The sequence below is a fragment of the Caballeronia humi genome, from assembly GCF_001544475.1.
GTDB lineage: Bacteria > Pseudomonadota > Gammaproteobacteria > Burkholderiales > Burkholderiaceae > Caballeronia > Caballeronia humi.
Genome location: NZ_FCNW02000003.1, coordinates 244,866 through 268,973, shown reverse-complemented (window position 1 = coordinate 268,973; position 24,108 = coordinate 244,866). Strand labels below are relative to the sequence as shown.

At 63.2% G+C, this 24,108-nt stretch carries 22 protein-coding genes; 8 read left to right on the top strand and 14 right to left on the bottom strand.

Annotated elements, in window-relative coordinates:
* Positions 1-109 precede the first annotated feature (109 nt).
* Both AWB65_RS05825 and AWB65_RS05820 read left to right on the top strand, forming a co-directional pair.
* Positions 110-790 carry a PspA/IM30 family protein gene (locus tag AWB65_RS05825; RefSeq protein ID WP_087666234.1) on the top strand — a complete coding sequence of 227 codons (681 nt, stop codon included), beginning with the start codon at positions 110-112 and terminating at the stop codon, positions 788-790.
* Positions 791-909: 119 nt separating this feature from the next.
* Positions 910-2,148 (top strand): tetratricopeptide repeat protein, encoded by a 1,239-nt coding sequence (locus AWB65_RS05820; protein WP_087666233.1) that lies wholly within the window; start codon positions 910-912, stop codon positions 2,146-2,148.
* 578 nt (positions 2,149-2,726) lie between these two features.
* Here the strand turns inward: AWB65_RS05820 and glgX are convergent.
* Positions 2,727-4,934 (bottom strand): glycogen debranching protein GlgX, encoded by a 2,208-nt coding sequence (gene glgX / locus AWB65_RS05815; RefSeq protein ID WP_087666232.1) that lies wholly within the window; start codon positions 4,932-4,934, stop codon positions 2,727-2,729.
* A 424-nt stretch (positions 4,935-5,358) separates the two neighbouring features.
* Between glgX and mscL the strand changes: the two genes are divergently transcribed.
* The 3 genes from mscL to AWB65_RS05800 all read left to right on the top strand — a co-directional run bounded on the left by mscL (position 5,359) and on the right by AWB65_RS05800 (position 7,082).
* The gene (gene mscL / locus AWB65_RS05810; protein WP_087666231.1) at positions 5,359-5,799 is read left to right on the top strand and encodes a large conductance mechanosensitive channel protein MscL; all 441 of its coding nucleotides are present in this window, start codon (positions 5,359-5,361) and stop codon (positions 5,797-5,799) included.
* A gap of 346 nt (positions 5,800-6,145) precedes the next feature.
* Positions 6,146-6,637 carry a hypothetical protein gene (locus AWB65_RS05805; protein WP_087656022.1) on the top strand — a complete coding sequence of 164 codons (492 nt, stop codon included), beginning with the start codon at positions 6,146-6,148 and terminating at the stop codon, positions 6,635-6,637.
* A 235-nt stretch (positions 6,638-6,872) separates the two neighbouring features.
* Positions 6,873-7,082, top strand: coding sequence for a dodecin (locus tag AWB65_RS05800; RefSeq protein ID WP_087666230.1), 210 nt, complete (start codon positions 6,873-6,875; stop codon positions 7,080-7,082).
* Positions 7,083-7,165: 83 nt separating this feature from the next.
* On the opposite strand, the gene AWB65_RS05795 is transcribed toward AWB65_RS05800, so the two are convergent.
* The 4 genes from AWB65_RS05795 to AWB65_RS05780 form a co-directional block, all read right to left on the bottom strand.
* Positions 7,166-8,260 carry a BMP family ABC transporter substrate-binding protein gene (locus AWB65_RS05795; RefSeq protein ID WP_087666229.1) on the bottom strand — a complete coding sequence of 365 codons (1,095 nt, stop codon included), beginning with the start codon at positions 8,258-8,260 and terminating at the stop codon, positions 7,166-7,168.
* Positions 8,261-8,385: 125 nt separating this feature from the next.
* Positions 8,386-9,315 (bottom strand): ABC transporter permease, encoded by a 930-nt coding sequence (locus AWB65_RS05790; RefSeq protein WP_087666228.1) that lies wholly within the window; start codon positions 9,313-9,315, stop codon positions 8,386-8,388.
* A 31-nt stretch (positions 9,316-9,346) separates the two neighbouring features.
* Positions 9,347-10,456 carry an ABC transporter permease gene (locus tag AWB65_RS05785; protein ID WP_087666227.1) on the bottom strand — a complete coding sequence of 370 codons (1,110 nt, stop codon included), beginning with the start codon at positions 10,454-10,456 and terminating at the stop codon, positions 9,347-9,349.
* A 5-nt stretch (positions 10,457-10,461) separates the two neighbouring features.
* Positions 10,462-12,033: an ABC transporter ATP-binding protein gene (locus tag AWB65_RS05780; RefSeq protein ID WP_087666226.1), complete on the bottom strand. Its 1,572-nt coding sequence runs from the start codon at positions 12,031-12,033 to the stop codon at positions 10,462-10,464.
* A 246-nt stretch (positions 12,034-12,279) separates the two neighbouring features.
* Between AWB65_RS05780 and AWB65_RS05775 the strand changes: the two genes are divergently transcribed.
* The gene (locus AWB65_RS05775; protein ID WP_087656028.1) at positions 12,280-13,212 is read left to right on the top strand and encodes a LysR substrate-binding domain-containing protein; all 933 of its coding nucleotides are present in this window, start codon (positions 12,280-12,282) and stop codon (positions 13,210-13,212) included.
* A 49-nt stretch (positions 13,213-13,261) separates the two neighbouring features.
* Here AWB65_RS05775 and AWB65_RS05770 read toward each other — a convergent pair whose 3' ends face one another.
* On the bottom strand, positions 13,262-14,635 hold the full coding sequence (locus tag AWB65_RS05770) for an 8-oxoguanine deaminase (protein ID WP_087666225.1): 1,374 nt from the start codon (positions 14,633-14,635) through the stop codon (positions 13,262-13,264).
* 458 nt (positions 14,636-15,093) lie between these two features.
* Here AWB65_RS05770 and uraH point away from each other — a divergent pair, with 458 nt between their 5' ends.
* Positions 15,094-15,447 carry a hydroxyisourate hydrolase gene (gene uraH, locus AWB65_RS05765; RefSeq protein ID WP_087666224.1) on the top strand — a complete coding sequence of 118 codons (354 nt, stop codon included), beginning with the start codon at positions 15,094-15,096 and terminating at the stop codon, positions 15,445-15,447.
* A gap of 108 nt (positions 15,448-15,555) precedes the next feature.
* On the top strand, positions 15,556-16,749 hold the full coding sequence (locus AWB65_RS05760) for a urate hydroxylase PuuD (RefSeq protein WP_087666223.1): 1,194 nt from the start codon (positions 15,556-15,558) through the stop codon (positions 16,747-16,749).
* Between the two features lie 73 nt (positions 16,750-16,822).
* Here the strand turns inward: AWB65_RS05760 and AWB65_RS05755 are convergent, their stop codons facing one another.
* The 8 genes from AWB65_RS05755 to AWB65_RS05720 all read right to left on the bottom strand — a co-directional run bounded on the left by AWB65_RS05755 (position 16,823) and on the right by AWB65_RS05720 (position 24,053).
* Positions 16,823-17,305, bottom strand: a complete 483-nt coding sequence (locus tag AWB65_RS05755) for a DUF1579 domain-containing protein (protein WP_087666222.1) — start codon at positions 17,303-17,305, stop codon at positions 16,823-16,825.
* A gap of 201 nt (positions 17,306-17,506) precedes the next feature.
* Positions 17,507-18,007 carry an ureidoglycolate lyase gene (locus AWB65_RS05750; protein ID WP_087666221.1) on the bottom strand — a complete coding sequence of 167 codons (501 nt, stop codon included), beginning with the start codon at positions 18,005-18,007 and terminating at the stop codon, positions 17,507-17,509.
* A complete protein-coding gene (gene alc / locus AWB65_RS05745) occupies positions 18,004-19,017 on the bottom strand; it encodes an allantoicase (RefSeq protein WP_087666220.1) in 1,014 nt (337 codons plus the stop codon). The genes AWB65_RS05750 and alc overlap by 4 nt, the downstream gene beginning before the upstream one ends.
* Before the next feature lie 38 nt (positions 19,018-19,055).
* The gene (gene uraD, locus AWB65_RS05740) at positions 19,056-19,577 is read right to left on the bottom strand and encodes a 2-oxo-4-hydroxy-4-carboxy-5-ureidoimidazoline decarboxylase (RefSeq protein ID WP_087666219.1); all 522 of its coding nucleotides are present in this window, start codon (positions 19,575-19,577) and stop codon (positions 19,056-19,058) included.
* Positions 19,574-20,530 carry an allantoinase PuuE gene (puuE, locus tag AWB65_RS05735; protein WP_087666218.1) on the bottom strand — a complete coding sequence of 319 codons (957 nt, stop codon included), beginning with the start codon at positions 20,528-20,530 and terminating at the stop codon, positions 19,574-19,576. Before puuE ends, uraD begins: the two co-directional genes overlap by 4 nt.
* 93 nt (positions 20,531-20,623) lie before the next feature.
* Positions 20,624-21,379, bottom strand: coding sequence for an aspartate/glutamate racemase family protein (locus AWB65_RS05730; RefSeq protein WP_087656036.1), 756 nt, complete (start codon positions 21,377-21,379; stop codon positions 20,624-20,626).
* Positions 21,380-21,464: 85 nt separating this feature from the next.
* On the bottom strand, positions 21,465-22,961 hold the full coding sequence (locus AWB65_RS05725) for an NCS1 family nucleobase:cation symporter-1 (protein ID WP_087666217.1): 1,497 nt from the start codon (positions 22,959-22,961) through the stop codon (positions 21,465-21,467).
* Between the two features lie 375 nt (positions 22,962-23,336).
* Entirely contained in the window at positions 23,337-24,053 is a 717-nt protein-coding gene (locus AWB65_RS05720) for a GntR family transcriptional regulator (protein ID WP_087666216.1), read from the bottom strand.
* Between the last annotated feature and the right edge of the window lie 55 nt (positions 24,054-24,108).

Here is a 24,108-nt window from a genome sequence, read left to right as displayed (position 1 = left end):
CAATTCGCGCGCCCGGCCCGAATTTACGTGGCGCGTCAGGAATACGCGCCGCACGAACGGTTCGCCATCACGCAACACGCGAACGTCCGCCTTCATCAAGGAGAAACACATGTCGCTATTGGATTCCATCACGCGTACCGTCAAGGGCCTGTTGAACGACGCCGCCGACACCATGCAGGACCCGTCGCGCGATTCACGCCAGATCGTGCGCGAGCTCGACGACAGCATCGCCAAGGCGGAAAACGCGCTGATCGAAATCGAGGCGCAGGTCGCGACGCAGCAAAGCAAGCGCGACGTCGCCGCCGAGAAAGCGAAGAAGTACGAAGACGGCGCAAGGCGAGCGCTGCAATCGGGCGACGAAGGCCTGGCGCGTGAAGCGCTCGCTGCACAAGCCAACGCCGAAACCGAACGCGACGCGCTCGCGGGCGAACTGGCTACACTCGTGCCGTCGGTCGATCATCTGAAGCAACAGATCACCGACATGCGTCAGCGCCGCAACGACCTCAACGCACGCTCCAACATCCTGCAGGCGAAGCAGCAGATCGCGCAGGCCAAGGACGTCGCGGCGACGGCGCTCGGCGGCATCGGCGGGAAGAATCTGTCCGAGGATTTTCAGAAGCTGGAAGACAAGGTGCAACTCGCGAACGCCCGCTCGGACGCGCGGCTCAATTCCGCCGACCAGAAGTCCGGCAAGGCGCTCGACGACAAACTTGCTGAACTCCATCGCGGCCCGTCCGTCGAGGACCGGCTCGAAGCGCTGAAGAAGCAGTTGAACACGCCTGCGCAGTAACCGCAGTAACCGCAGTAACCTTACCGGTGCGACGCGCGGCGAACTTCCGGGCTTGCCGCGCGTCGCACGGGAATGTGTCATCGATTGGAGACGGGCGTTTATCGCGTCCGGTCCGCATCATGAAAAAACTTTTGACGGCTCTCGCGGCGTCGCTGCTGCTGGTTACGTCGGCCGCGTTTGCCGTGCCGAGCGCCCAGCAGATCGAACAGGCGATGACGCAGGGCAACTGGCAGAAAGCCGATGCCGGCCTGACCGAGGTCCTGCAGGCGCATCCGGATAACGCGCATGCGCACTATCTGTACGCGCAGGTGCTCGATCGCGAGGGCCGCTACGACGAAGCCCTCGCCCACTTGCGGCAGGCGAAATCGCTCGATCCGCAACTCAAGTTCACCGACCCGATGCGTTTCGCCGCGACGGAAGCGCGCATTCGCGGCGACGCGAATCGCGCGGGCGTCGTCGCGAACGTGCCCGGCGGGCAGCAGGCGAACACCGGCAGCGTCGCGCAGAAGCCGTTCAATCCGGCGCCGGCGCCCGTGCAGGAGAAGCACGGCGTATCGCCGGTTGCATGGATCGGCATCGTGCTCTTGTTCGGCGCGATCGCGCTCGTGTTGCGCTGGGGCCTGAAGCGCGCCCGCGAGAAAGACGACGGCCGCGCCACGGACGATCGTCGCGCGCAACTGAAACGCGCAACGGAATTGCTCAACGAAGTGCGCACGCTCAAGCTCGACGTGCGGCTTTCGACCGCGCCGGGGCATGAGGCGTTGTTGAAGGAAGTCGAAGGTGTCGAGGAGCAGTTGCGAGAGATGGTCGAGGGGCTCTCGAATGCCAGGAATCCGGTCGCGCCCTATCAGGTCGACGATCTTGCGAACCGCGTCGAAAGTTTGAAGGCGCGGTCAGAAGGCCGGGTCGATCCGAACGCGGCGCCCGCCCCGCGTGAAGCCGATTCCGTGTACGCGCAGGAAGCCGAGCGCTTTGGGCGCAACCCTCAGGGGCAGTATCAGCAAGCGCCTTATCCGCAACAACAGCCGCAGCAGCCCTATCCCCAACAGCCGTATCCGCAGCAGCAACCGCCTGTGATCATCCAGCAGGGCGGCGGTTTCGGAGGCGGCATGGGTGGCCTGCTCACTGGCGTGCTGCTCGGTCAAGTGCTTTCGCATGGGCGCGGCGGTCCGATGTCCGAACGTGATACGCCTTCTGCCGATAATCCGTTCGGAGCAGGCGGCGCCGCTGGCAGTGGAATCGACAACGGCACGGGCGGCCTCGACCTCGGCAATGGCTCGAACGACTGGAACGACGGCAGCGGTGGCGGCGGTCTCGACCTCGGCAGCAACAACGACGATAGCTGGCGCGATACATAAGGGCGCTTCTGGCCTCGGAGCGCTCAAATCGAACCCCGTCGTGAAACCGACGGGGTTTTATTTTTCTATCGCCCGCACACAGGCTCTACTCGTGCCGAGATGCTCAGGCTTCGGTAATGGTCCAATCGAATCGTTTGCCGGAGACGATGCCCGTCGAGCGCACGCGTTATCGAGGCGACGATCGCACATCAAGCTGAGTTACTTCGCGAATATCGGCGGCATTGGGGACTGCGGGTACGGGCCCGGCGTCGTGCAGCGGCTCATCGCCATGCACGGCATGTTCATCCGTACAAACGGCTGCGTGACGGCGCGCGTCGGACTTCTGGAGCAATCCGGCGCTCACCCGCCGCCGAGAAAACGCAGCAGCGCCCACAGAAACTTGAAGAACGCGACGATGAACTCCCACACGCGCTCGAGCTGATCCCAACACGCGACGCGTGCTATCGCGTCGAAAATCATGTCGCTTCGATGAAGCGGGCGCGGTGTGGCGAGTTCGTTTCGTTCATCGTCCGGATGGCGGTTGTGGGAAAGGGAGACGGACCCGCATCATACAGGGCCCGTATCCGCCCTCCCTCCCCTCAGCCCTTCGGCGCATCGCCTTCCGGTTCCACTTCGTCCGTCAGCGCTTCTTCCAGGCGCTTGAAGATGCGCTTGGTCGCGCCGCGCGCATGCAGCGCGAAGAGCAGCAACGAGCGCCCCGTCACCTGATACACCGCGCCTGAATCGAAATCTTCGAGTTCTTCGCGGATCGGCGCGTTCGTATCGATGAGGCAGCTCCACTGGTCGCTGCCCGGCACTTCCGGCAGTGTGAAATCGACGACATCGTGATGGGCGTTCACCACCACGAGCAGCGTCGCGTCCGATGCTGGCCGGCGGATGCCCGTCGCCTGCGCGCGGCCGTCGATCACGAGGCCGAAGCAGCGCATCGACGGATCGTCCCATTGCTCGGGCATCAGTTCGTCGCCGGACGGACTCAGCCACTTCACGTCGGCGACCTGCAAATCTTCGTGATACTCGCCGGTCAAAAAGCGCCCGCGACGCAGCACTGGAAGCGTGTGCCGCAGCGTCGTCAGCTTGCGCATGAATTCGATCAGCGCGCGGCCGTCATCGTCGATCCCTTCCCAGTCGACCCAGCTTATCTCGTTATCCTGGCAATACGCGTTGTTGTTGCCCTGCTGCGTGCGGCCGAACTCGTCGCCCGCAAGGACCATCGGCGTGCCTTGCGAGAACAGCAGGGTCGCGAGCATGTTGCGCTTCTGACGCTCGCGCAACGTGCGAATTTCGGGATCGTCGGTGGAACCCTCGGCGCCGCAGTTCCACGACTTGTTGTCCGAATGGCCGTCCTTGCCATCCTCGCCGTTGGCGTCGTTGTGCTTGTCGTTGTACGAGACGAGGTCGTTCAGCGTGAAGCCGTCGTGCGCGGTGATGAAGTTCACGCTCGCCCACGGACGACGCCCGCGATGGTTGAACTTGTCGCCGGAACCGGTGATGCGCGTCGCGAGTTCGGCCGCGACGCCGTCGTCGCCCTTCCAGAATTCGCGGACGGTGTCGCGGTACCGGTCGTTCCATTCGGCCCAGCCGGGCGGGAAGCCGCCCACTTGATAGCCGCCCGGGCCGCAATCCCACGGTTCGGCGATCAGCTTGACGCTCGAGAGAATCGGGTCCTGCCGGCAACTGTCGAGGAAACCGCCGCCTTCATCGAAACCGTACGGCTCGCGGCCGAGGATCGTCGCGAGGTCGAAACGGAAGCCGTCGACGTTCATTTCCGTCACCCAGTAGCGCAGGCTGTCCGTGACCATCTGCAAAACGCGCGGATGCGACAGGTTCAGCGTGTTGCCGGTGCCGGTATCGTTGATGTAATAGCGGTTTTCCTCGGGCATCAGACGATAGTACGAGGCGTTGTCGATGCCGCGGAACGACAGCGTCGGTCCGCGCTCGTTGCCTTCGGCCGTGTGGTTGTAGACGACGTCGAGGATCACTTCGAGCCCCGCTTCGTGCAGCCGGTCGACCATTTCCTTGAACTCGGCGACCACACCCGGGCCGCGCGCGAAAAAGCGCGGATCGGCAGCGAAAAAGCCGATCGTGTTGTAGCCCCAGTAGTTGGTGAGGCCTTTATCAGTGAGATGGCTGTCGTTGACGAATGCGTGGATCGGCATCAGTTCGACCGAGGTCACGCCAAGACTCTTGATGTGCTCGATGACTTCCTTTTGTCCCAAACCCTCGAACGTGCCGCGCATGTGCTCGGGCACGGCTGGATGGCGCTTCGTGTAACCACGCACGTGGGTTTCGTAGAAGATCGTGCGTTCCCAGGGCACGCGCACGCGCGTCGGGTGGGTCCACTGGAACGTCTGGTCGACGACCTGGCACTTCTGCATGAAGGGCGCGCTGTCGCGTTCGTCGAAGGTGAGATCGTCGCCGTCGGCGTTGAGCGTGTAGCCGAAAACGGCCGGGTCCCACGTCAACTCGCCGACGTGCGCCTTCGCGTACGGGTCGAGGAGCAGCTTGTTCGGGTTGAAGCGATGGCCGGCTTCGGGCTCGTACGGGCCGTGCACGCGATAGCCGTACACCGTGCCCGGCTTCAGCCCGCGGACGTAGACGTGCCACACTTCATCGGTGTATTCCGGGAGTTCGATGCGTTCGATTTCCTTCTCACCTTTTTCGTCGAAAAGGCACAGTTCGACTTTGGTCCCGTTAGCGGAAAAGAGCGCGAAATTGACGCCTTCGCCGTCCCAGGTGGCGCCGAGCGGAAACGGCGAACCTTCGGCAATACGGATATCGTTCGGCATGTAGTGGTGGTTCTCGGTGATGGTAATGCGCCGTGCTTCTCTTGCGAAGCGCGGCAGCGAAAGCGGGCATGAGCATTCGCTGCGGCGATGTAAAGCCGCGCGCGGACTCTGGCCGTCGATATAAGCAGGTTGTATGCCCGAAGGCGGGCGCGCGTCAGCGCGTTGCTCTCAGCGCGCCTATCGCATGCGTGGTCAGGCCCGGTGTAAAACGTACAGGTCGAATGAAGCGACGAGCCAGCCGCAGCAAGCCAAAAATCCTTAACGCGTCAAAAACCGCGCGCGTCGTGGGGACCGATTAGCTATCATGACTCTGCTCCACCCGCGGACGCAATGAGGAGGAATATTCGTCCGCTTAAACTTTGGCATCAGCTTTGCTGCCCGTTTGCGCCAATCGTCGCGAACTTTTTACTGGAGGAAGCCGCGCATGAGCATGATTCAGGAATTCAAGAATTTCGCCCTGAAGGGCAACGTCATGGACCTGGCCGTCGGTGTGATCATCGGTGGCGCGTTCTCGACCATCGTGAACTCCATCGTCAAGGATCTGATCATGCCGGTCGTCGGGCTCGCGACAGGCGGGCTCGACTTCTCGAACCTGTTCGTCAAGCTCGGGCCCATACCGGAGACGTTCAAGGGCAATATCGGCTCGTATAAAGACCTGCAGACGGCTGGCGTCGCCGTGTTCGGCTACGGCTCGTTCATCACGGTCCTGATCAACTTCATCATCCTGGCGTTCATCATTTTCCTGATGGTCAAGTTCATCAATAACTTGCGCAAGCCCAACGAAACGGCACCCGCTGCGACGCCCGAAGACGTGCTGCTGCTGCGCGAGATCCGCGATTCGCTGAAGAATTCACCGCGTCTCTGAGATTCGCCCGTACGCACCGCCTGTGTGCGCATCTCATCCGACCCGCGCTCCGTCGCGGGTTTTTTGCATTGGCAGGCGATTCGGCGAGGCTAATTCGTATGCGCTGCAGCTTTTTTCTTCGAGATTTTTCGTCGCACGCGGAATTGCGGGACTATTATTGAGACTGATGCCAAGCGAGCCGCCGCAGGTCTTCGGCACGATTCGTGCGCGCCGCGCATCGTCCGGCGGACGGTTAGCCGGCGATGTGCAGCGCCCCACCGAATCGCGGTGAACCGACCACTTCGATGTGCTATAAAAGATCGACGTGCCAAGATCAAAGTCCGGCCCGCAAGACGGGAGTGGCCGCATGAGGACGCTGCGTTTCTTGCAATTCTTTTTCAGGCGAATTTTTATGTCCTTCCCGAAAAAGCGTAAACGCGTGAAGGTCGACGGGGACGAGTCGTTCCTGGCGGTCCTTCGACATTTCAAGGCGTTCGGCCAGCTCGACACCAAGATCGCGCGCGCCCGCGCGCAGGACGAGCCGGTTCTCTATGCGCACGTCCTGCCCGGTCTCGATGTCCTGCTATGCAGCGTGCGCGGCGCCCAGCCGCCCTACCCGGCGACCGAGGAACTGCATCGCCGCTGCATCGAGTCGATCACGAACGCGCTCGAACAGCCGCTCGACGGACTCGAGAACGGCGGTTACTGGTACGAGGCGAACGGCTTCGGTTTCCTCGTGTTCGCGAGCCGCGCCCGCACGCAGATCCTGAGCGAATTCGGCGCGACGGTCTCGGCGCGCACGCGTCGCGGCACACGCCGGCAGGACGCAGGCGACGCCGCGTCGCGACCGCTGCGCTGATCTTCAATGCCCGGGCATCCTCTGCCCGGGCGATCCCAATCCCTCGATCACCGGCTGCGCCTTCATGGCAGCAGCAGCGAAACGCGTCAGTGTCTTTCCGACTTTCGGCGCTGCCCCTTCATGTCCTTTAATTGATTGCACCCACGCTCGCGCGCCGAACCGTGGCGCATGTCTTGCTGCAACATCGTGGCAAATCGAAAGCCACGTCAATCCGCCTCAATCCAAGGAGAACATCATGTCGGAACACGTATACAAGATGATCGAACTTACCGGCTCGTCGACGCAGTCAAGCGATGACGCCGTGCGTGTCGCGCTGACCAAGGCGTCCAAGACGCTGCGCAACATGCACTGGTTCGAAGTGGTAGAGACCCGCGGGCACATCGAGGAAGGCAAAGTCCTGCACTGGCAGGTCACGTTGAAGGTCGGGCTGCGCCTGGAAGAGTGACGCCCATAGCTTCAAACAGAAAGGCCGCACTTCCTGCGAAGTGCGGCCTTTCCTTTTGGCAAAAATGCGACTCGCGTAAAACCTTACTTCGGCAGCGACCCGTCCACGCCTTCCACATACCAGTTGATGCGCTGCAATTCCGGATCGGTCAGCGTCTTGCCCGCCGCGACCTTCTCCGCGCCCGCCTGATCCTTGATCGGCCCGGTGAACACGTCCCACTTGCCGCCGTGCAGTTCGTCACGCTTCGCCGCGACGGCCTGCATCGCCTTCGCGGGAATCGCGCCGCTGTTCAGGTCCTCGAGATCGACCGCCTTCTGCGGCATGCCGAGCCACACCGGATCGTTCTTCCACTTGCCGTCCAGAACCTGCTGGATCACTTCGTTGTAGTACACGCCCCAGTGCGCGACAACCGAGCCCAGATGCGCGCTCGGGCCGAACTTTTTCATGTTCGAATCCCAGCCGAACGCGAACACCTTCTTTTCGGCGGCCGTCGCGAGCGTCGCGTTCGAATCGGTGTTTTGCAGCAGCACGTCGGCGCCCTGGCCGATCAGCGTTTCCGCCGCCTGCTTTTCCTTGCCCGGATCGAACCAGCTATTGATCCAGATGACCTTCGTATGGATCTTCGGATTCACGGAACGCGCGCCCATCGTGTACGCGTTGATGTTGCGGATCACCTCGGGAATCGGCACCGATGCCACGAAGCCGAGCGTGTTCGTCTTCGTCACGTAACCCGCGGCGACGCCCGCCAGATACGCGCCCTGGTACATCCGCACGTCGTACGTGCCGAAGTTCTTGGCCTTTTTGAAGCCGGTCGCGGTCAGGAAGATCGTGTCGGGAAAGTCCTTCGCGACCTTTAACTGAAAGTCCTGATAGCCGAAGCTCGTCCCGAAGATGACCTTGTTGCCCTTGTTCGCGAGATCGCGGAACACGCGCTCCGAATCCGCCGATTCCGGCACGTTCTCCACGCGCGTGATCTTGACCTTGTTGCCGAATTTCGCTTCCGCTTCCTTGCTGCCCACGTCGTGGGCGAAGGTCCAGCCCGCGTCGCCCGGGTTGCCCAGATAGACGAACGCGATGCCCGGTGCGTCCGCCGCCCGGGCGCTCGCTGCCGCGAGCGTCGCGGACAGCGCGACCGCGGTACCCGCAGCCGTCAGCGCGTTCAGCCATGATTTTTTCATTGTGATTCTCCTGGTCGATGTTGTGAAAAGCGAAATCGTCTGTCAGTTTGTTGTGTCAAAAATGGGAACGGAACCCGTACGCCGCGCCGTGCAGCCGATGTACAACACCGCGCGCAGTCCAGCCTTCAGCTCGCCGCGAAGAACGGCTTGCCGAGCGAGGCCGGCGCATTCAGCTTGATCGTGTTCGGATTGCGCGAGATCAGCACGAGCACGACGATCGTCGCGATGTAAGGCAGCATCGCGAGGAACTGCGTCGGGACCGGCACGCCGATCGCCTGCGCGTAGAACTGCAGCGCCATCACCGCGCCGAAGAGCAGCGCGCCGATCATCAGCCGCCCCGGCCGCCACGTCGCGAACACGACGAGCGCGAGCGCGATCCAGCCGCGGCCCGAGGTCAGTTGCTCCTGCCAGATGTGCAGGTAGACGATCGAGTAATAGCCGCCGCCGATGCCCGCCATCGCGCCACCGAAGAGCGTCGCGCCGTAGCGCACGCCGACTACCGGAAAACCGACCGAATGCGCGACTGCCGGCGACTCCCCGACCGAGCGCAGCACGAGCCCGGCGCGCGTGCGGTACAGGAACCATCCGATCACGCCGAACATGACGAACGCGAGATAGCCGAGTGGTGTGAGCGAGAAGAACGCGGGGCCGACGACCGGAATCGACGAGAGGCCCGGAATCGGCATCGCCTCGATCGACGCGCGCACCGCCGCCGATGTATAGGGCTTCCCGATATACGCCGAAAAGCCGATGCCGAAGATCGTGAGCGAAAGCCCCGTCGCGACCTGGTTCGCGAGCATCGTGATCGTGAGAAAGCCGAAGAGGAGCGACATCGCCATCCCCGCGAGCAGCGACGCGCCGATCCCGAGCCACGGATTGCCTGTGATCGCCGTGACGGCGTAGCCCGAGACGGCGCCCATCAGCATCATCCCTTCGACGCCGAGGTTCAGCACGCCCGACTTCTCCGCGACGAGTTCGCCCGCGCCCGCGTACATCAGCGGAATCGCCGCGATGACGGCGCTGGTGGCGAGGTTGCCGGCCTGATTGATGTCCATATTGTTCGAGCCTCGCGAGGAATCTTAAGAATCAGGAATGCGCCGCGTGATGCACCGTCCGGCGCCGCACGCGATAGTTGACGAAGAGATCGCAGCCGAGCAGGCAGAACAGCAGCAGGCCCTGGAACACGCCCGCCAGCGCTTGCGGAAGCTGGAGCGACGTCTGCACTGCTTCGCCGCCGAGATAGAGGAGCGCCATCAGGAGACTGGCTAGCACGATCCCGATCGGATGCAGCCGTCCGACAAACACGACGATGATCGCCGTGAAGCCGTATCCCGGCGACCAGCCGGCCTGCAACTGTCCGATCGGCCCGGCGACTTCGCCCATGCCGGCCAGGCCCGCGAGCGCGCCAGAGAGCAGAAGCGACGTCCAGATGGTTTTCTTGTCCGAGAACCCCGCGTAGCGCGCCGCGAGCGGCGCGAGACCGCCGACGTTCATCCGGTAGCCCGCGAAACTTTTGCGCATGAAGATCCAGACGAGCGGAATCGCGATCGCCGTCAGGAACACCGACGCGTTGATCCGCGTGCCCTTCAGCCACGCCCAGTGCCAGTCGCCGTATAGACGCGGGAAGAGCGCGTCATCGACGAACATCGCCGAGATCGGGAAGTTCATGCCCTCGGGATCGCGCCACGGGCCGCTCACCAGATAGATGAGCAACTGCGTCGCGACGTAGGTGAGCATCAGGCTCGTGAGGATTTCATTCGTGTTGAAGCGGCTCTTGAGGAGCGCCGGGATCGCCGCCCACGCCATGCCGCCCGCGACGCCGCCCGCCATCATCAGCGGCAGCGTCCACCAGCCGGAGGTGTCGCCCAGGTGGATCGCGATCCCGCCCGCGACGATCCCGCCGAGCAGCATTTGCCCTTCCGCGCCGATATTCCACACGTTCGCGCGATAGCCGACCGCGAGCCCGAGCCCGATCAGGCACAGCGGCGACGCCTTCAGCACGAGCTCCGACCAGCCGTTCACGTTGGAAAGCGGCTCGACGAAGAACGCGTGCATCGCGCGCAACGGGTCCTGCCCGACGAGGCTGAAAATCAGAAAACCGATGACGAGCGTCGCGACCGCCGCGACGGCCGGAACGGCAAGCTGCATCGCGCGGGACGGGCTCGGGCGCGCTTCGAGTCGGTAGGGAAAGATCATCGGGGTTATTTGTTGATTGAGTCGATGGCGGCGGGCTCGGCGCGCTTGCCGTCGAAGAGGCCCGCCATGAAAAGGCCGATTTCTTCGGCATTCGTATCGCCGGTCGCGCGCACGGGAGAGAGCTTGCCGCGCGCGAGCACGGCGAGGCGGTCGCAGATGTCGAAGAGCTCTTCCAGTTCCTCCGAAATCACGAGGATCGCGACGCCGCGCGCCGCGAGGTCGAGCAACTGCTGGCGGATGAACGCGGCCGCGCCGACGTCGACACCCCAGGTCGGTTGCGCGACGACGAGCACCTTCGGCTCCTGCAAAATCTCGCGTCCGACGATGAACTTCTGCAAGTTGCCGCCCGAGAGGCTTTGCGCGAGCGCCGTGTTGCCGCCACAGCGCACGTCGAACGACTGGATGCAGCGGTCGGCGAACGCGCGCACGGCCTTCGCGTTGATCCAGCCGCCCTTCACCATGCTTTCGCGATGCGCGGTCAGCAAGCCGTTCTCCGCGAGCGACATCGCCGGCACCGCGCCGCGTCCGAGCCGCTCTTCCGGCACGAAGGCGAAGCCGAGCGAGCGGCGCGCGCCCGCCGACAAACGCGCAGCAGGCTTGCCGCAGATCGAGACGGCATCGGCAGCGACGTGCCGGTCGCGGATTTCACCCGACAGCGACGCCAGCAACTCCGCCTGCCCGTTGCCCGAGACGCCCGCGATCCCGAAGATTTCGCCGGCCTTGACCTCGAACGAGACGTTTTCGAGCGATGTGCCGAACGGGTCGGGACTCGCCACCGACAGGTTCTTCACAACGAGCCGTGCATCGCCCGGCGTATGCGCGCGGCGCGTGTAGCCGGGCAGCGAATGGCCGACCATCAACTGCGCGAGCGACGCGTGCGTCTCCTTGCGCGGATCGACGTTGCCCGTCACGCGACCACCGCGCATCACGGTCGCGGTCTCGCAGAGCGCCTGGATTTCGTCGAGCTTGTGGCTGATGTAGAGAATGCTGCAGCCCTCCGACGCAAGCCGTCGAAGCACCGTAAAAAGCTTCTTGACCGCTTGCGGCGTGAGCACCGAAGTCGGCTCGTCCATGATCAGCAGGCGCGGGTTCTGCAAGAGACACCGCACGATCTCCACGCGCTGCCGCTCGCCGACAGTCAGGCTGTGGACGTGCCGCTGCGGATCGACGTCGAGCCCGTAGTCCGCCGACACCTCGCGGATGCGCTTCGCCAGCGTCTTCAGATCGAACTTGTCGTCGAGCGCGAGCGCGATGTTTTCACCGACGGTCAGCGTCTCGAACAGCGAAAAGTGCTGGAACACCATGCCGATACCGAGCTTGCGCGCAGCCGCCGGGCTGCTGATCTCGACTAACTCGCCTCCCCAGCGGATCTCGCCCTGGTCCGGCCGCACGGCACCGTAGATGATCTTCATCAGCGTCGACTTGCCCGCGCCGTTCTCGCCGAGCACCGCGTGGATTTCGCCGGGCGCGACGATAAGCGTGACGTCGTCGTTCGCCTTGACAGCCGGGTATTGCTTGCTGATGCCGGAAAGCGACAGGCGCGGCGGCGGATTGGAGGTGAAAGTAGCGTCGCCCATGAGATCAGTGAGTGCGCAAAGCCGTAAGTCGAAAGGCCGGAAAGCCCGAGAGCCGCAAGAGGCAAACCGGACCGCGGGCAGAAGATACCGAATTCAAGGCGTTCCGTCGATCACTCAAAAAAGCCGCCGACGCCTCGCCGAGCCAGCCTTTGCGGGTATGCCCACCTTGACGCAATCGTTGAGACATATTAAAAATGATATGGTCCACACAGTCGTCGATCAGCCAGAACATATACCGGAGATAACATGAGTCAGCAGCGCGAGGCGATCGATACTTACTTATTGCGCGTCTTGCACACCTTGCTGATGGAGCGCAGCGTCACGCGCGCGGCCGTCAAGCTCAATCAGTCCCAACCGGCCATCAGCGCGGCGCTCAGGCGTCTGCGCGACATCACCGGCGACCCGCTCCTCGTGCGCGGCAAGTCCGGCATGGTCCCCACCGAATACGGCCTGCGCCTGCTCGAACCAACGCAGAACGCACTGCGCGAAATCGAGCGCATCAAGGTTCAGCAACACAACTTCGAACCGTCGACCTCCGTGCGGTGCTATCGCATCGGCTGTCCGGATTACCTCAACGTGCTCTTCGTGCCGACGGTCGTCGAGCGGTTTCGCATCGCCGCGCCCAACGCCACGCTCGAATTTCATTCGCTCGGCCCCGCCTTCGACTATGAACTCGCGCTGGAGGACGGCAAGCTCGATATCGTCGTCGGCAACTGGCCGGAACCGCCGGAGCAACTGCATCTGTCGAACCTTTTCGTCGACAAGATCGTGTGTCTCGTTTCCAACACGCATCCGTTCGCGAAGCGCGGCGGGCTCACGCTCGACCAGTATCTGAACGCGCCGCATCTCGCGCCGACGCCCTATTCCGTCGGCCAGCGCGGTGCGATCGACGTGCATCTGGCGCGCGAGCGGCTGAAGCGCCATGTGGTCGTCACGCTGCCGTACTTCAATCTTGCGCCGTACGTGCTGATCAAGTCCGATCTCGTCTTCACGACAACGCGCCTTTTCGCGGACCACTACGCGCGCTTCCTGCCGCTCGCCGTGGTGCCGGCGCCGCTCGACTTCCCGCCGATGCAGTACTACCAGCTCTGGCACGAGCGCTGCCATTACTCCGACGAAGTGCGTTGGCTGCGCGGGCTCGTCGGGGAAGCGACGCGCTCGCTCATCGACCAGCCTTGATTCTCTTCGATACGGCCGGTGCAGTTGCGCCGGCCGCTTGCTCCTCGATTTAAGCCGCGTTAGCCAGTTCCCCCGCCAGCCGGTTGTGCCGCTCGACGAGCGCGCCGAGTTCGAGCGTCGTCAACCGCCCTTCCCGCACGACCACCTTCCCATCGATTACGCTCGTCGACACCTGCGACGGCGCGCAGAACACGAGCGCCGCGACCGGATCGTGCAGCGCGCCCGCGAACCCGTGCTGCGACAGGTCGAACGACACGAAATCGGCCGCCATGCCGGGTGCGAGCGCGCCGATGTCGTCGCGACCAAGCACTTTGGCGCCGCCGAGCGTCGCGATTTCGAGCGCTTCGCGCGCGGTCATCGCGTCCGGACCGAAGCCGACGCGCTGCAGCAACAGCGCCTGGCGCACCTCCGCGACCATCTGCGCGCCGTCGTTCGACGCCGAGCCATCGACGCCGATGCCCACCGGCACGCCCGCATCGCGCATCGCGCGGACCGGCGCGATGCCGGAGGCGAGCCGCATGTTCGAGCACGGACAATGCGCGACACCGGTCCCGGTGCGGGCGAACAGGTCGATGCCCGCGCGATCCAGTTGCACACAGTGCGCATGCCACACGTCGTGGCCGACCCAGCCGAGGTCCTCGGCATATTCGGCGGGCGTCATGCCGAACTTCTCGCGGCTGTACGCGACGTCGTTCACGTTTTCGGCAAGGTGGGTGTGCATCGACACGCCGTACTGCCGCGCGAGCACCGCCGAATCGCGCATCAGCTCGCGGCTCACCGAAAACGGCGAGCACGGCGCAACGACCACGCGCAGCATCGCGTAGCGGCCTTCGTCGTTGTAGGTCTCGATCAGGCGCTGCGTGTCTTTCAGGATCGCGTCTTCCTTCTCGACGACCGAATCCGGCGGCAGCCCACCGTCCTTCTGCCCGACGCTCATGCTGCCGCGCGCCGCGTGGAACCGCATGCCGATCTCGCGCGCGGCCGCGATGCTGTCGTCGAGGCGGCTGCCGTTCGGATAAATGTAGAGATGATCGCTCGACGTCGTGCAGCCCGAGAGCAGCAGTTCCGCCATCGCGGTCTGCGTCGAGACGGCGATCATCTCGGGCGTCAGGTTCGCCCAGATCTTGTACAGGTTCGTCAGCCAGCCGAACAACTCGGCGTTCTGCGCGGCGGGAATCGCGCGCGTCAGGCTCTGATACATATGGTGATGCGTGTTGACGAGGCCCGGAATCACCAGATGGCCGCGCAGGTCAAGCACTTCGTCGGCGGTAGCGGGCAGTTCGTGCGTCGGGCCGACCGCGACGATGCGATTGCCTTCCGCGTAGAGGCCACCGTCGGCGATCTCGCGGCGAGTGCCGTCCATCGTGACGAGCACCTGCGCATTCTTGACGAGCAGCGTTCGTGAGCGTTGTTGTTGTTCCATACCGTCGATCTCCGTTTTTGCGTAGGTAAGGGGAAGAAAAATCCCGGTTACCCAGCGTCGATCGCCGTCTTCGGGACGCGCAGCCGCACTGCGCGAGGCCTCAATGTCGGTAGCCAAAATCCCGCTGGCAATGCGAACGCCGCCATAGTCGCCTTCAGGTCCCCAATATATTCGCGAATTTTGGCGCGGGTAGCATCGCCCGGTAGCCGTGTACGTTTGAAGCGCGTAGAGAACGCATCGACCACGCGTGCGGCTTACGCGCCGCTGTCATGTGCTGGGGATTATCTTTCCTATCGCGGACGCACGGCGGCGCGCAAGTTTCTAAAATGATGTACACGGCGCGCATCTGATCACGCCGACGGGTATGTAGCCACTCACGTGGAGCCTCGATCCGCCGCTGCCGCACAGGTACTGGATCGATGCGCAGCCGTTCATCGCACAACACAAGGAACATGCGAATGGGCAAGCTCACAACCCATGTGCTCGACACCGCGCACGGCCGTCCCGGCGCCGGCATCAAGGTCGAACTCTTTGCGCTCTCGGGAGAAACCCGCCGCGCGCTCAAAACCACGCTCACCAACGACGACGGCCGCTGCGACTCGCCGCTGCTGGAAGGCGACGCGCTCGTCACCGGCGAATACGAACTCGTGTTCCACGCGGGCGACTATTTCGCGGCCATCGGCGTGAAGGTGCCGGAACCGCGTTTCGTCGATCGGGTCGCGCTGCGATTTGGTGTCGCGGATTCGGGCTCGCACTATCACGTGCCGTTGCTTGTCTCGCCTTGGGCTTACAGCACGTATCGCGGTAGTTGAGACGGATCGAGCATCGCACCAGACCAGTACATCGCGCCTGTCCCCATGCAACGAAGGTTGCAACCATAGCGACGATGTGCGCATAACGAATCGGTAGTGGAGGAGAACATGGAAGGTTTTGTCACCGACTGGCTCAATCTCGTATTGCGCTGTCTGCACGTCGTCGTTGCCATTGCGTGGATCGGCGAGTCGTTTTACTTCGTCGCCCTCGACAACAGTCTGAAACCGCCGCAGGACCCGAATGCCCGCAAACGCGGCGTTTTCGGCGATTTCTGGCACGTGCACGGCGGCGGTTTTTATCACATGCAGAAGTACTCCGTCGCGCCGCAGGACATGCCGGAAAGCCTGCACTGGTCGTTCTGGCCGTCCTACACCACGTGGATGTCCGGCTTCGGCCTCTTCTTCGTGCTGTATCTGCTCGCCCCAAGCACGTACCTCATCGACAAGAACGTGCTCGACATGGGACCGGTGGTAGCGGTGTCGTCGGCGCTCGGCTTCCTGATGGCAGGCTGGATCGTCTACGACTCGCTGTGCCGCACGCTTGGCAACAACGACAAGCTGCTCGGCATCTGCGTGGGCATCTACGTCGTGGTCGCGGCGTGGCTCGCGTGCCACATCTTCGCGGGACGCGCGGCGTATCTGATTTCGGGCGCCATGCTTGCAACGATCATGTCGGCCAACGTGTTCTTCGTCATCATTCCGGGACAACGCAAGATGGTCGCGGCGATGCTGAAGGGCGAGACGCCAAACGCGATCTACGGCAAGCGGGGCAAGCAGCGCTCGGTGCACAACACGTATTTCACGCTGCCGGTGGTGTTCGCGATGCTGTCGAACCACTACGCGATGACTTACACGCACAAGTACAACTGGCTGATTCTGTTGCTCATCATGCTGGCTGGCGCGCTGATCCGGCAGTTCTTCGTGATGCGCCATCGCGGCCAGCAGTTGTGGTATCTGCCGGTGGCCGGTCTCGTTCTCGTGCTCGGCGCGTTCAGCTGGACGATGCCGAAACCCTCGCCCGCGCAGGTTCAAGTGGCCGGCGCCCCCGCGATCAAGGTCGCCGACATCGCGCCGATCATCCAGCAGCGTTGCGCATCGTGCCACTCCGCGCATCCGACGATGATGGGCAGCGCCCCGGCCGGCGTGATGCTCGATACGCCCGACGAGATTTCGCAGAACGCGCAGCGCGTGCATCAGCAGGCGGTGACGCTGAAGGCGATGCCGCTCGGCAACGTCACGCAGATGACCGATGCGGAGCGCCAGAAGATCGCCGCGTGGTTCGATGGCGGCGCGGTGAAGTAAGCTGCTTTTTACGCTCGAAAGCAAAGAGGCCATGAATGCGAATTCATGGCCTCTTTTTTTGTGCGTACGGTGATTACTTCTTCCGCCAGTAATCAGCCCGCATCATCTCGAACCACGTACCGTCGTCCATCAGGATGAACGACGTGAGCGTGCGGTGATCGTCATCGATCAGTTCGATCACGTCCTTGTACTTCGTGTACTTGCCGGGCTCCGTGAAAACCGGGCCTTCGGTGTTGAGCGTGAGCACTTTTTCGTCGGCATCGAGCGCGCCCTCGTAAATCCACATGTGCGTCATGATCGACGCCACGAAGTTGCCGACGTATTCCTTGATCTGCGGATCGTAGCCGATCGTCATGACCGACGTCATGACGTTGCCGTCCTTCATTTCGCCGCGCCCCTCGCACAGCACCCACAGGCCGCCGAGCGAGCGCACGTGTTCGGTGGTTTCCCACGTGTCGGGTGTGGCGCCGGGCTCGCACATTGCCTCGCCCTTCGAGGTCCAGTCGCCGCACAGCTTCATCAGCCAGGCGTGTTCTGTCTGCGGTTCCGTCATCATCGTGATCTCCTTGAGCCGGGCGCCGTGCGGTTTTTGTAGTCTGCACCCAACCAGTTCGCGCCGCGAATCGGCGCTTAGAAAGCCGATTGTAATACTGTCGGACGACGTAATCCGGCACGCGGATTCAGCGATCACTACATATGACAAAAAAGGACCAGTCGCCTGGTCCTTTTCATTGTTGCCGCGTTGTGCTTCGCAGTGTCAGCGCATTGCTTCTTCAGTCAGCCACAGCGATTCGCGCAGATCCTGCTCGTTGAGATTCAACCCATCGCCACCACGATCGACGACGATGAAATCGCTCACGTCATCGAGCGCGATCAGCGGATGATGCCAGACGCCCTTCGCGTAGTTCACGCCCTGCCATCCCTTCGTCACAAAGGCGCGGATCGCGCCTTCATCCAGATCGCCCGCTGGCGCCACGACCACCAGATAAGGCTTGTCGTTGAGCGGCACGAACGCCTGGCTGCCGAGCGGATGCCGTTCGAGCATCTTCACTTCGAACGGCAGCACGCGCGGCTCGCCGCGAAAAAGGTTCACGAGCGGCCGGCCGTTTTCACTTTCGACGTCGATATTCGCGAGATCGTGAAAACGGATCGTCGTGCCGAGGTTGATCGGGATCTGCTTCGCGCCATCGAGCTCGATGACGTCGCCAAAAGGCTTGAACGCAGCACGCGTCAACGGTTCGATAGCGAGCTTTTTCATGCGAGCGTTCCGAAAAGACGCAGACGCGAGACGCCGCCGTCCGGGATGATGTTGAAGCGCACGTGCGTCACGGGCCCGAGCGCCGCCAGTTCCGATTCGAAGAAATGCTGCTTGTCCATCTGCAGCTTCTGCTCGCCGAGCAGCACCGGCCAGAACATCGCCTGCGTGATGAGCGAGCTGTCGGTGCCGCCCGTCACGTGCGCCGCCTGCAGCGAGCAGCGATCCGGATAGTTACCCTTGAAGTGCGCGGTATCGACTTCGATTTTCTTGATGATGCCCGGCTGCGCGAGCGCGACGATACACCAGTCGTTGCCCGGCTCGCGGCGGCGGCGCGTTTCCCAGCCGTCGCCCATGTTCACGCCGCGGCCCGGCATCAGGAGCGTCGAGGCGAGCCCGAAGTGCTGGTTGTTCGTATTGACGAGGTACGCGCCGTTTTCCATCGCGGCGAGGTCGAACAGTTCGCTCTTGCTCGCGGTGCTCCAGTCGAGCTGCGGCTGGCCGTACACCCGCAGACGCGCGATGCCGCCGTCCGGATAGATGTTCACGCGCAGATGCGTGACCGGCTGCTCGACGTTGACGTCGAGATAGTGATGAGTGTTGCCCTGAAGCGTGGTCGACGGGACGATTTCGGTCCATTTAGTCGACTGGTTCGGTGCCGCGCCATCGGCGACATGCGCGCCTTCGATCGATGCCGCCGGCGGGAAGTTGCCGGTGAAGTGGCTCGTGTCGAGGTCGATACCCTTGATCACGCCCGGGCGCGCCAGCTTGATGACGCACCAGTCGTAGCCGGTCGAGCGCTTGCGGCGCGTTTCCCAGCCGTCCATCCACTTGCCGTGGTCGTCGAACTTGCCGGGGATGAATACCGCCGGCTCCGGGTTCAACATGCGCTCTTTCGGCGCGAAGAAGTCGTCGCTCGCCTCGAGCGCCTGCGCGCCGAGACGCGGGTCCGCGAGGTTCACATAACGGCGCGTGAATTCGGGCGCGTTGGGATCGAGTGTCGGGATTGCCATTGTCTTCGTCCTTGTACTTTCTGCGGTGAAAAACGGATTCAGGCGCTGATCAGGTCATCGAGCCTGAAGCGTGCGATCCGGTAGATCTGATCGAGACTGGTGCGAAGCTCGTCGGCGCGGCTGTGATTCACGCGCGCCTCGAAGTTCGCGATGATGCCGTGGCGGTCGTAACCGCGCACGGCGAGGATGAACGGGAAGCCGAACTTCTCGCGATACGCGGCGTTGAGCGCCTGCAAGCGGTCGAATTCTTCCTGCGTGCAGAGGTTCAGGCCCGCGCCGCTTTGCTCGCGAGTCGATTCCTCGGTGAGTTCGCCGCGCACCGCCGCCTTGCCTGCAAGTTCCGGGTGAGCATTGATGAGCGCGAGTTGCCGCTCTTCGCCCGCCGCTTCCACCGCGCCCGACATCATGACGTGCAAGGCATCGACGCTCGCGAACGGCCGATGCGATGCTGCCGCTTCAGCCACCCACGGCGAGTGCTCGAAGATGCCCGAGAGCACGGTCACGAACGTTTCTTCGGGCAGTGCGTTGAGTTGATCGAGTGTGTAATGCATCGCCTTCATGCCGTCGTCCCGTTGGTTTGTTTGCCGCCTTCGTAAGGGTGATGTTCGCGCCAGTGCCGCGCGATATCCACGCGACGCGTCACCCACACGCGGTCATGTTTTTCGATGTGATCGAGAAAACGCTGCAGCCCGCGAAAACGCCCCGGGCGTCCGAGCAGGCGGCAATGCATGCCGATGGAGAGCATCTTCGGCGCTTCGTCGCCTTCTTCGTAGAGGACGTCGAACGCATCGCGCAGATAGGTGAAGAAATGCTCGCCCGTGTTGAAACCCTGCGGCGTCGCGAAACGCATGTCGTTGGTGTCGAGCGTGTACGGCACGATCAGTTGCGGGCTATTGGCGCCACCGGATACTTCGACGTCCATCCAGAACGGCAGGTCGTCGCCGTAGTTGTCGGAGTCGTAGAGGAAGCCGCCGTGTTCCGCCACCAGCCGGTGCGTATTGGGACTGTCACGGCCGGTGTACCAGCCGAGCGGCCGCGCGCCCGTCACGCGTTCGATCGCTTCCATGCCGAGGCGCATGTGCTCCGCCTCGCGCTCCGGCGACATGTCCTGGTAATGAATCCACCGATAACCATGACACGCGATCTCATGCCCCAGTTCGACGAACGCCCGTGCGAGTTCGGGGTGCCGCTCGATCGCCATGCCGACGCCGAACACCGTGAGCGGCATATTGCGCTTCTCGAACTCGCGCAGGATGCGCCAGACGCCCGCGCGCGATCCGTATTCGTAGATCGACTCCATGCTCATGTGACGCGACGGATAGGACGCCGCGCCGACGATCTCCGACAAAAACTGCTCCGAGCCCGGATCGCCATGGAGCACGCAGTTTTCGCCGCCCTCCTCGTAGTTCAGGACGAATTGCACGGCGACGCGTGCGCGTCCCGGCCAGTTCGCCTGTACCGGGTGGCGGCCGTAGCCGATCAGGTCGCGCGGATAGTTCGGATCGTTGGGCATAGCGATGACAAGGTTGAAAACGGACGGTGGATCGATGGTCCAGTGTAGCGAAAACACCCCGGTGCGCCCATACGGCGGCGCAGATAATGCGGGTCACTTGCGGTGTATGTGGCTCTCTCTCGGGCTGTAGTCGGCGAGTACGCCGTCGTAGCGTTTTGGGAGCGGGCGCGCGAAATCGCCGCGTTTGGACGTGTGCAGCTTCAGCGCGATGAGCGCCTCGGCCCATTTCACAGCGGCCGTCACGCCTTCCACGACCGGCGCGCCGATCGCATCCTCGACTTCGTGGCAGAACTCCGCCATGCCCGCGCAGCCCAGCACGATCGCATCCGACCCGTCCTCGTCGAGCGCGCGGCGGCATTCGTCGATGATGATGTTGCGCGCCGCCGACCCCGGCACGTCGAGATCGAGCACGGCGACGTCGGTTGCCCGCACGTTCTTGCAGAAGCGCGTCATGCCGTAGCGCTCCGCCAGATGCCACGCCATGCCGCAAGTGCGGGCCAAGGTCGTCACGACCGAAAAGCCCGGCGCGATCACGCTCGCCGCGTGCATCGCCGCTTCCGCGATGCCGATCACCGGTCCGCGCGCCAGTTCGCGCGCCGCGTAGAGCGCGGGGTCGCCGAAGCACGCGATCACGTAGCCGTCGAAACCCTCGCGCTCGCCCGACTCGATCTCCGCCAGCAACCCGAGCGAAGCGATCGCCTCGTCGTAATAGCCTTCGATCGACGGCGGCCCCATCGTCGGGCTCACCGCGACGATTTCCGTGCCGGGCGATGCCACTTCTTTCGCGCAACGCCCCATCGATTCGGTCATGCGCTGCGTCGTGTTGGGGTTGATCAGTTTGATTCGCATGGTCCTGCTCCTTCGGATTTCGTTTTCTGCAACGCCGGCACCGCTCGTGTGCACGCATGAGGCCGGCGTCGTGTATCGCTAAAGCTTAGTTCGAAGCCTTCTTGTCTGCCAGGAACCAGTAGAAAACCGCGGCGAGGCCCGCGCCGATGAACCACGAGAAGTTCGCAGCCCCTTCGAGCGCGGGAATCATCACACAGAGCACCGCGATCAGCGCCGCCGGCAACAATGCCGCGACCGCACGGCGGTTCACGCCCTTCGTGTACCAGTAGCGACCCGTTTCCGACACCGTGTACAGATCGTCCACCACGAGCTTGCCGCGCTTGACCAGGAAGAAGTCGACGATCAGGACGCCGTAGAGCGGTCCGATGAAGCTGCCGAGCACGTCGAGCGTGTAGTGGATCACCGCCGGGTTGTTGAACAGGTTCCACGGCGTGATGAAGATCGATGCCACCGCCGCCATCATCCCGCCCATGCGCCAGCTGATGTGACGCGGCGCGACGTTCGAGAAGTCGAAGGCCGGCGACACGAAGTTCGCCACGATGTTGATGCCGATCGTCGCGATGGTGAAGGTCAGCGCGCCGAGGATCACGGCCGTCGGGTGATCGATGCGGCCCACGGTTTCAACCGGGTCGGTGATCAGCTGGCCGAACACCGGCAGCGTCGCGGCGGTCGTGATGACGGTGACGAGCGAGAACGCCAGGAAGTTGACCGGCAGGCCCCAGAAGTTGCCGCGCTTCACGCTGCGATAGCTCTTGCAGTAGCGGGAGAAGTCGCCGAAGTTGAGCATCGGGCCGGAGAAGTACGAGACGACCAGCGAGATCGCGGTGATCATGACCGGCACGACTTCCATGCCGTGGTACTTCACGCCGCCGAGATTGAGGCCAATGTTCTGCAGGCCGGCGCGCCAAACCATGTAGCCCGCGAGCATGAACATCACGACATACACAGCGGGGCCGGCGAAGTCGATGAACTTCTTGATCATCTCCATGCCGCGCCAGAACACCACGGCTTGCAGCACCCACAGCAGCATGAAGCCCGCCCAGCCGAGCGCCGACAAGCCGACGAAGCCGTGCTTGTGAACGTCCGCGTAGGGCATCCACTGCGGGACGAACTTGAGCACGACGATCACGAGCGCGCTCGAAGCAAGAAACGTCTGGATTCCGTACCATGCGACCGCGATCAACCCGCGCAGCACGGCGGGAATGTTCGCGCCGAGCACGCCGAAGGTCGCGCGGCACGCGACCGGATACGGCACGCCGGCTTGCTGGCTCGGCTTCGCGATCAGGTTGCAGAGCGCGTTCACGAGCCCGATGCCGATCAAAAGCGACACCAGCACCTGCCAGCTCGTGAGACCGAGCGCGAAGAGACTGCCCGCGAACACATAGCCGCCGACACTGTGCACGTCGGACATCCAGAACGCGAAGATGTTGTACGCGCCCCAGGTCTGTTGCTTGAGCGGCGCGAGGTCTTCGTTATAGAGACGATCGCTGTAGCCGGCGGGCATATGCGAATCGTGGGTGGATGCTTCGCCGTCGTACGGTGGCAGCGAGGATTCGCTGGACGTAGCACTGAACTGGGCCATGACTTCTCCTTCGATGAGAAAGGCAGATGGGTGATGAAATTCGACCAATGCGCGGCTCGACGCGGGGTGCGCCGATTCGGATACCCTGGTTTTTTTACGCGCAGTACTTTCGGACTTGCGAGACTCTCCTGGCGGTGTATCGACGGGCCATGCTGCTGACCAGCCCTCGGTACGACGCCCGGACGGCTTTCATTTCGCGCTTAGGCTTAAGCGCCCTGTTCAGGGATGCCGATGCTGCGTCTTATGCGCGCAATCGGCTGAGTGTCTTGCTTCGTGTCTTGCTTACGTGCCCTCTGGCGGGGCACGGTCTCCATCTGATCTTCGATCGGTGCCGGTCCTGGCCGGCTTTCCGTTACTGCGTCTGCTGCGCGTCGCTCAACGCTCGGCAGGCTTTGCAAATACTTCGCGCAGATCGACCGCGCCACGCGCCGGCCGCTCCAGCATCTTCAATTCGACATCCCGCAGATGCCGCGACATCAGTTCGGTGGCCTTCGGGGCATCGCCGGCATCGAGTGCGACGAGGATTTCTTCATGATCCTCGAACGAGCACGAGCTTTTGCCGAGCGATTCATACAGCGCCGAAATCAGCGTCGAACGCGCGACCAGACCAGACAGGCATTCGCACAGCACCGAGTTCCCCGTCAACGACGCAAGCTCCGTGTGGAACTCGCCCGAGAGCCTGATCCACGACGAAAAATCGTGGCTCTCGAAGGCGCGGCGTTCGCGTCCGATGGTCGCGCCGATCGACTTCAGGCGCCGCGTGCCGTGTCCGCTGCAGATCCGTTCGACCACCGCCATTTCGATGATCCGGCGCATCTCGAACACTTCATGCACTTCCTGCAGCGACGGACTCGCGACGAACGCGCCGCGATTCGGCTCCAGATCGACGAGCCGCTCGCCCGCCAGTTGCGCGAGCGCTTGCCGCACCGTGCCCCGCTTCACCTCGAACACTTCGCAGAGTTGCGCTTCGGTCAGCTTCGCGCCGGGCGCGAGACGATGCTCGAGGATCGCGGCGCGGATGTTCTCGGCGATCGACTCGGGATTCGCATTGGCACTGACGACGACGGCGGCAATCGGTTTCGGGTCGGACATGATGTGCTCACTCGCATGTTGTACATCTTAGAAGCGACATAAAGATTGTCAACAA

Coding starts and splice junctions, on each gene's coding strand:
- AWB65_RS05730 (WP_087656036.1), bottom strand. CDS start 21,379: ATGCGAATCAAACTGATCAACCCCAACACGACGCAGCGCATGACCGAA.
- AWB65_RS05775 (WP_087656028.1), top strand. CDS start 12,280: ATGAGTCAGCAGCGCGAGGCGATCGATACTTACTTATTGCGCGTCTTG.
- AWB65_RS05820 (WP_087666233.1), top strand. CDS start 910: ATGAAAAAACTTTTGACGGCTCTCGCGGCGTCGCTGCTGCTGGTTACG.
- AWB65_RS05750 (WP_087666221.1), bottom strand. CDS start 18,007: ATGAAAAAGCTCGCTATCGAACCGTTGACGCGTGCTGCGTTCAAGCCT.
- uraD (WP_087666219.1), bottom strand. CDS start 19,577: ATGAAGGCGATGCATTACACACTCGATCAACTCAACGCACTGCCCGAA.
- AWB65_RS05800 (WP_087666230.1), top strand. CDS start 6,873: ATGTCGGAACACGTATACAAGATGATCGAACTTACCGGCTCGTCGACG.
- AWB65_RS05755 (WP_087666222.1), bottom strand. CDS start 17,305: ATGATGACGGAACCGCAGACAGAACACGCCTGGCTGATGAAGCTGTGC.
- uraH (WP_087666224.1), top strand. CDS start 15,094: ATGGGCAAGCTCACAACCCATGTGCTCGACACCGCGCACGGCCGTCCC.
- glgX (WP_087666232.1), bottom strand. CDS start 4,934: ATGCCGAACGATATCCGTATTGCCGAAGGTTCGCCGTTTCCGCTCGGC.
- AWB65_RS05805 (WP_087656022.1), top strand. CDS start 6,146: ATGAGGACGCTGCGTTTCTTGCAATTCTTTTTCAGGCGAATTTTTATG.
- AWB65_RS05725 (WP_087666217.1), bottom strand. CDS start 22,961: ATGGCCCAGTTCAGTGCTACGTCCAGCGAATCCTCGCTGCCACCGTAC.
- AWB65_RS05785 (WP_087666227.1), bottom strand. CDS start 10,456: ATGATCTTTCCCTACCGACTCGAAGCGCGCCCGAGCCCGTCCCGCGCG.
- AWB65_RS05720 (WP_087666216.1), bottom strand. CDS start 24,053: ATGTCCGACCCGAAACCGATTGCCGCCGTCGTCGTCAGTGCCAATGCG.
- AWB65_RS05760 (WP_087666223.1), top strand. CDS start 15,556: ATGGAAGGTTTTGTCACCGACTGGCTCAATCTCGTATTGCGCTGTCTG.
- AWB65_RS05795 (WP_087666229.1), bottom strand. CDS start 8,260: ATGAAAAAATCATGGCTGAACGCGCTGACGGCTGCGGGTACCGCGGTC.
- AWB65_RS05780 (WP_087666226.1), bottom strand. CDS start 12,033: ATGGGCGACGCTACTTTCACCTCCAATCCGCCGCCGCGCCTGTCGCTT.
- AWB65_RS05790 (WP_087666228.1), bottom strand. CDS start 9,315: ATGGACATCAATCAGGCCGGCAACCTCGCCACCAGCGCCGTCATCGCG.
- alc (WP_087666220.1), bottom strand. CDS start 19,017: ATGGCAATCCCGACACTCGATCCCAACGCGCCCGAATTCACGCGCCGT.
- AWB65_RS05770 (WP_087666225.1), bottom strand. CDS start 14,635: ATGGAACAACAACAACGCTCACGAACGCTGCTCGTCAAGAATGCGCAG.
- puuE (WP_087666218.1), bottom strand. CDS start 20,530: ATGCCCAACGATCCGAACTATCCGCGCGACCTGATCGGCTACGGCCGC.
- AWB65_RS05825 (WP_087666234.1), top strand. CDS start 110: ATGTCGCTATTGGATTCCATCACGCGTACCGTCAAGGGCCTGTTGAAC.
- mscL (WP_087666231.1), top strand. CDS start 5,359: ATGAGCATGATTCAGGAATTCAAGAATTTCGCCCTGAAGGGCAACGTC.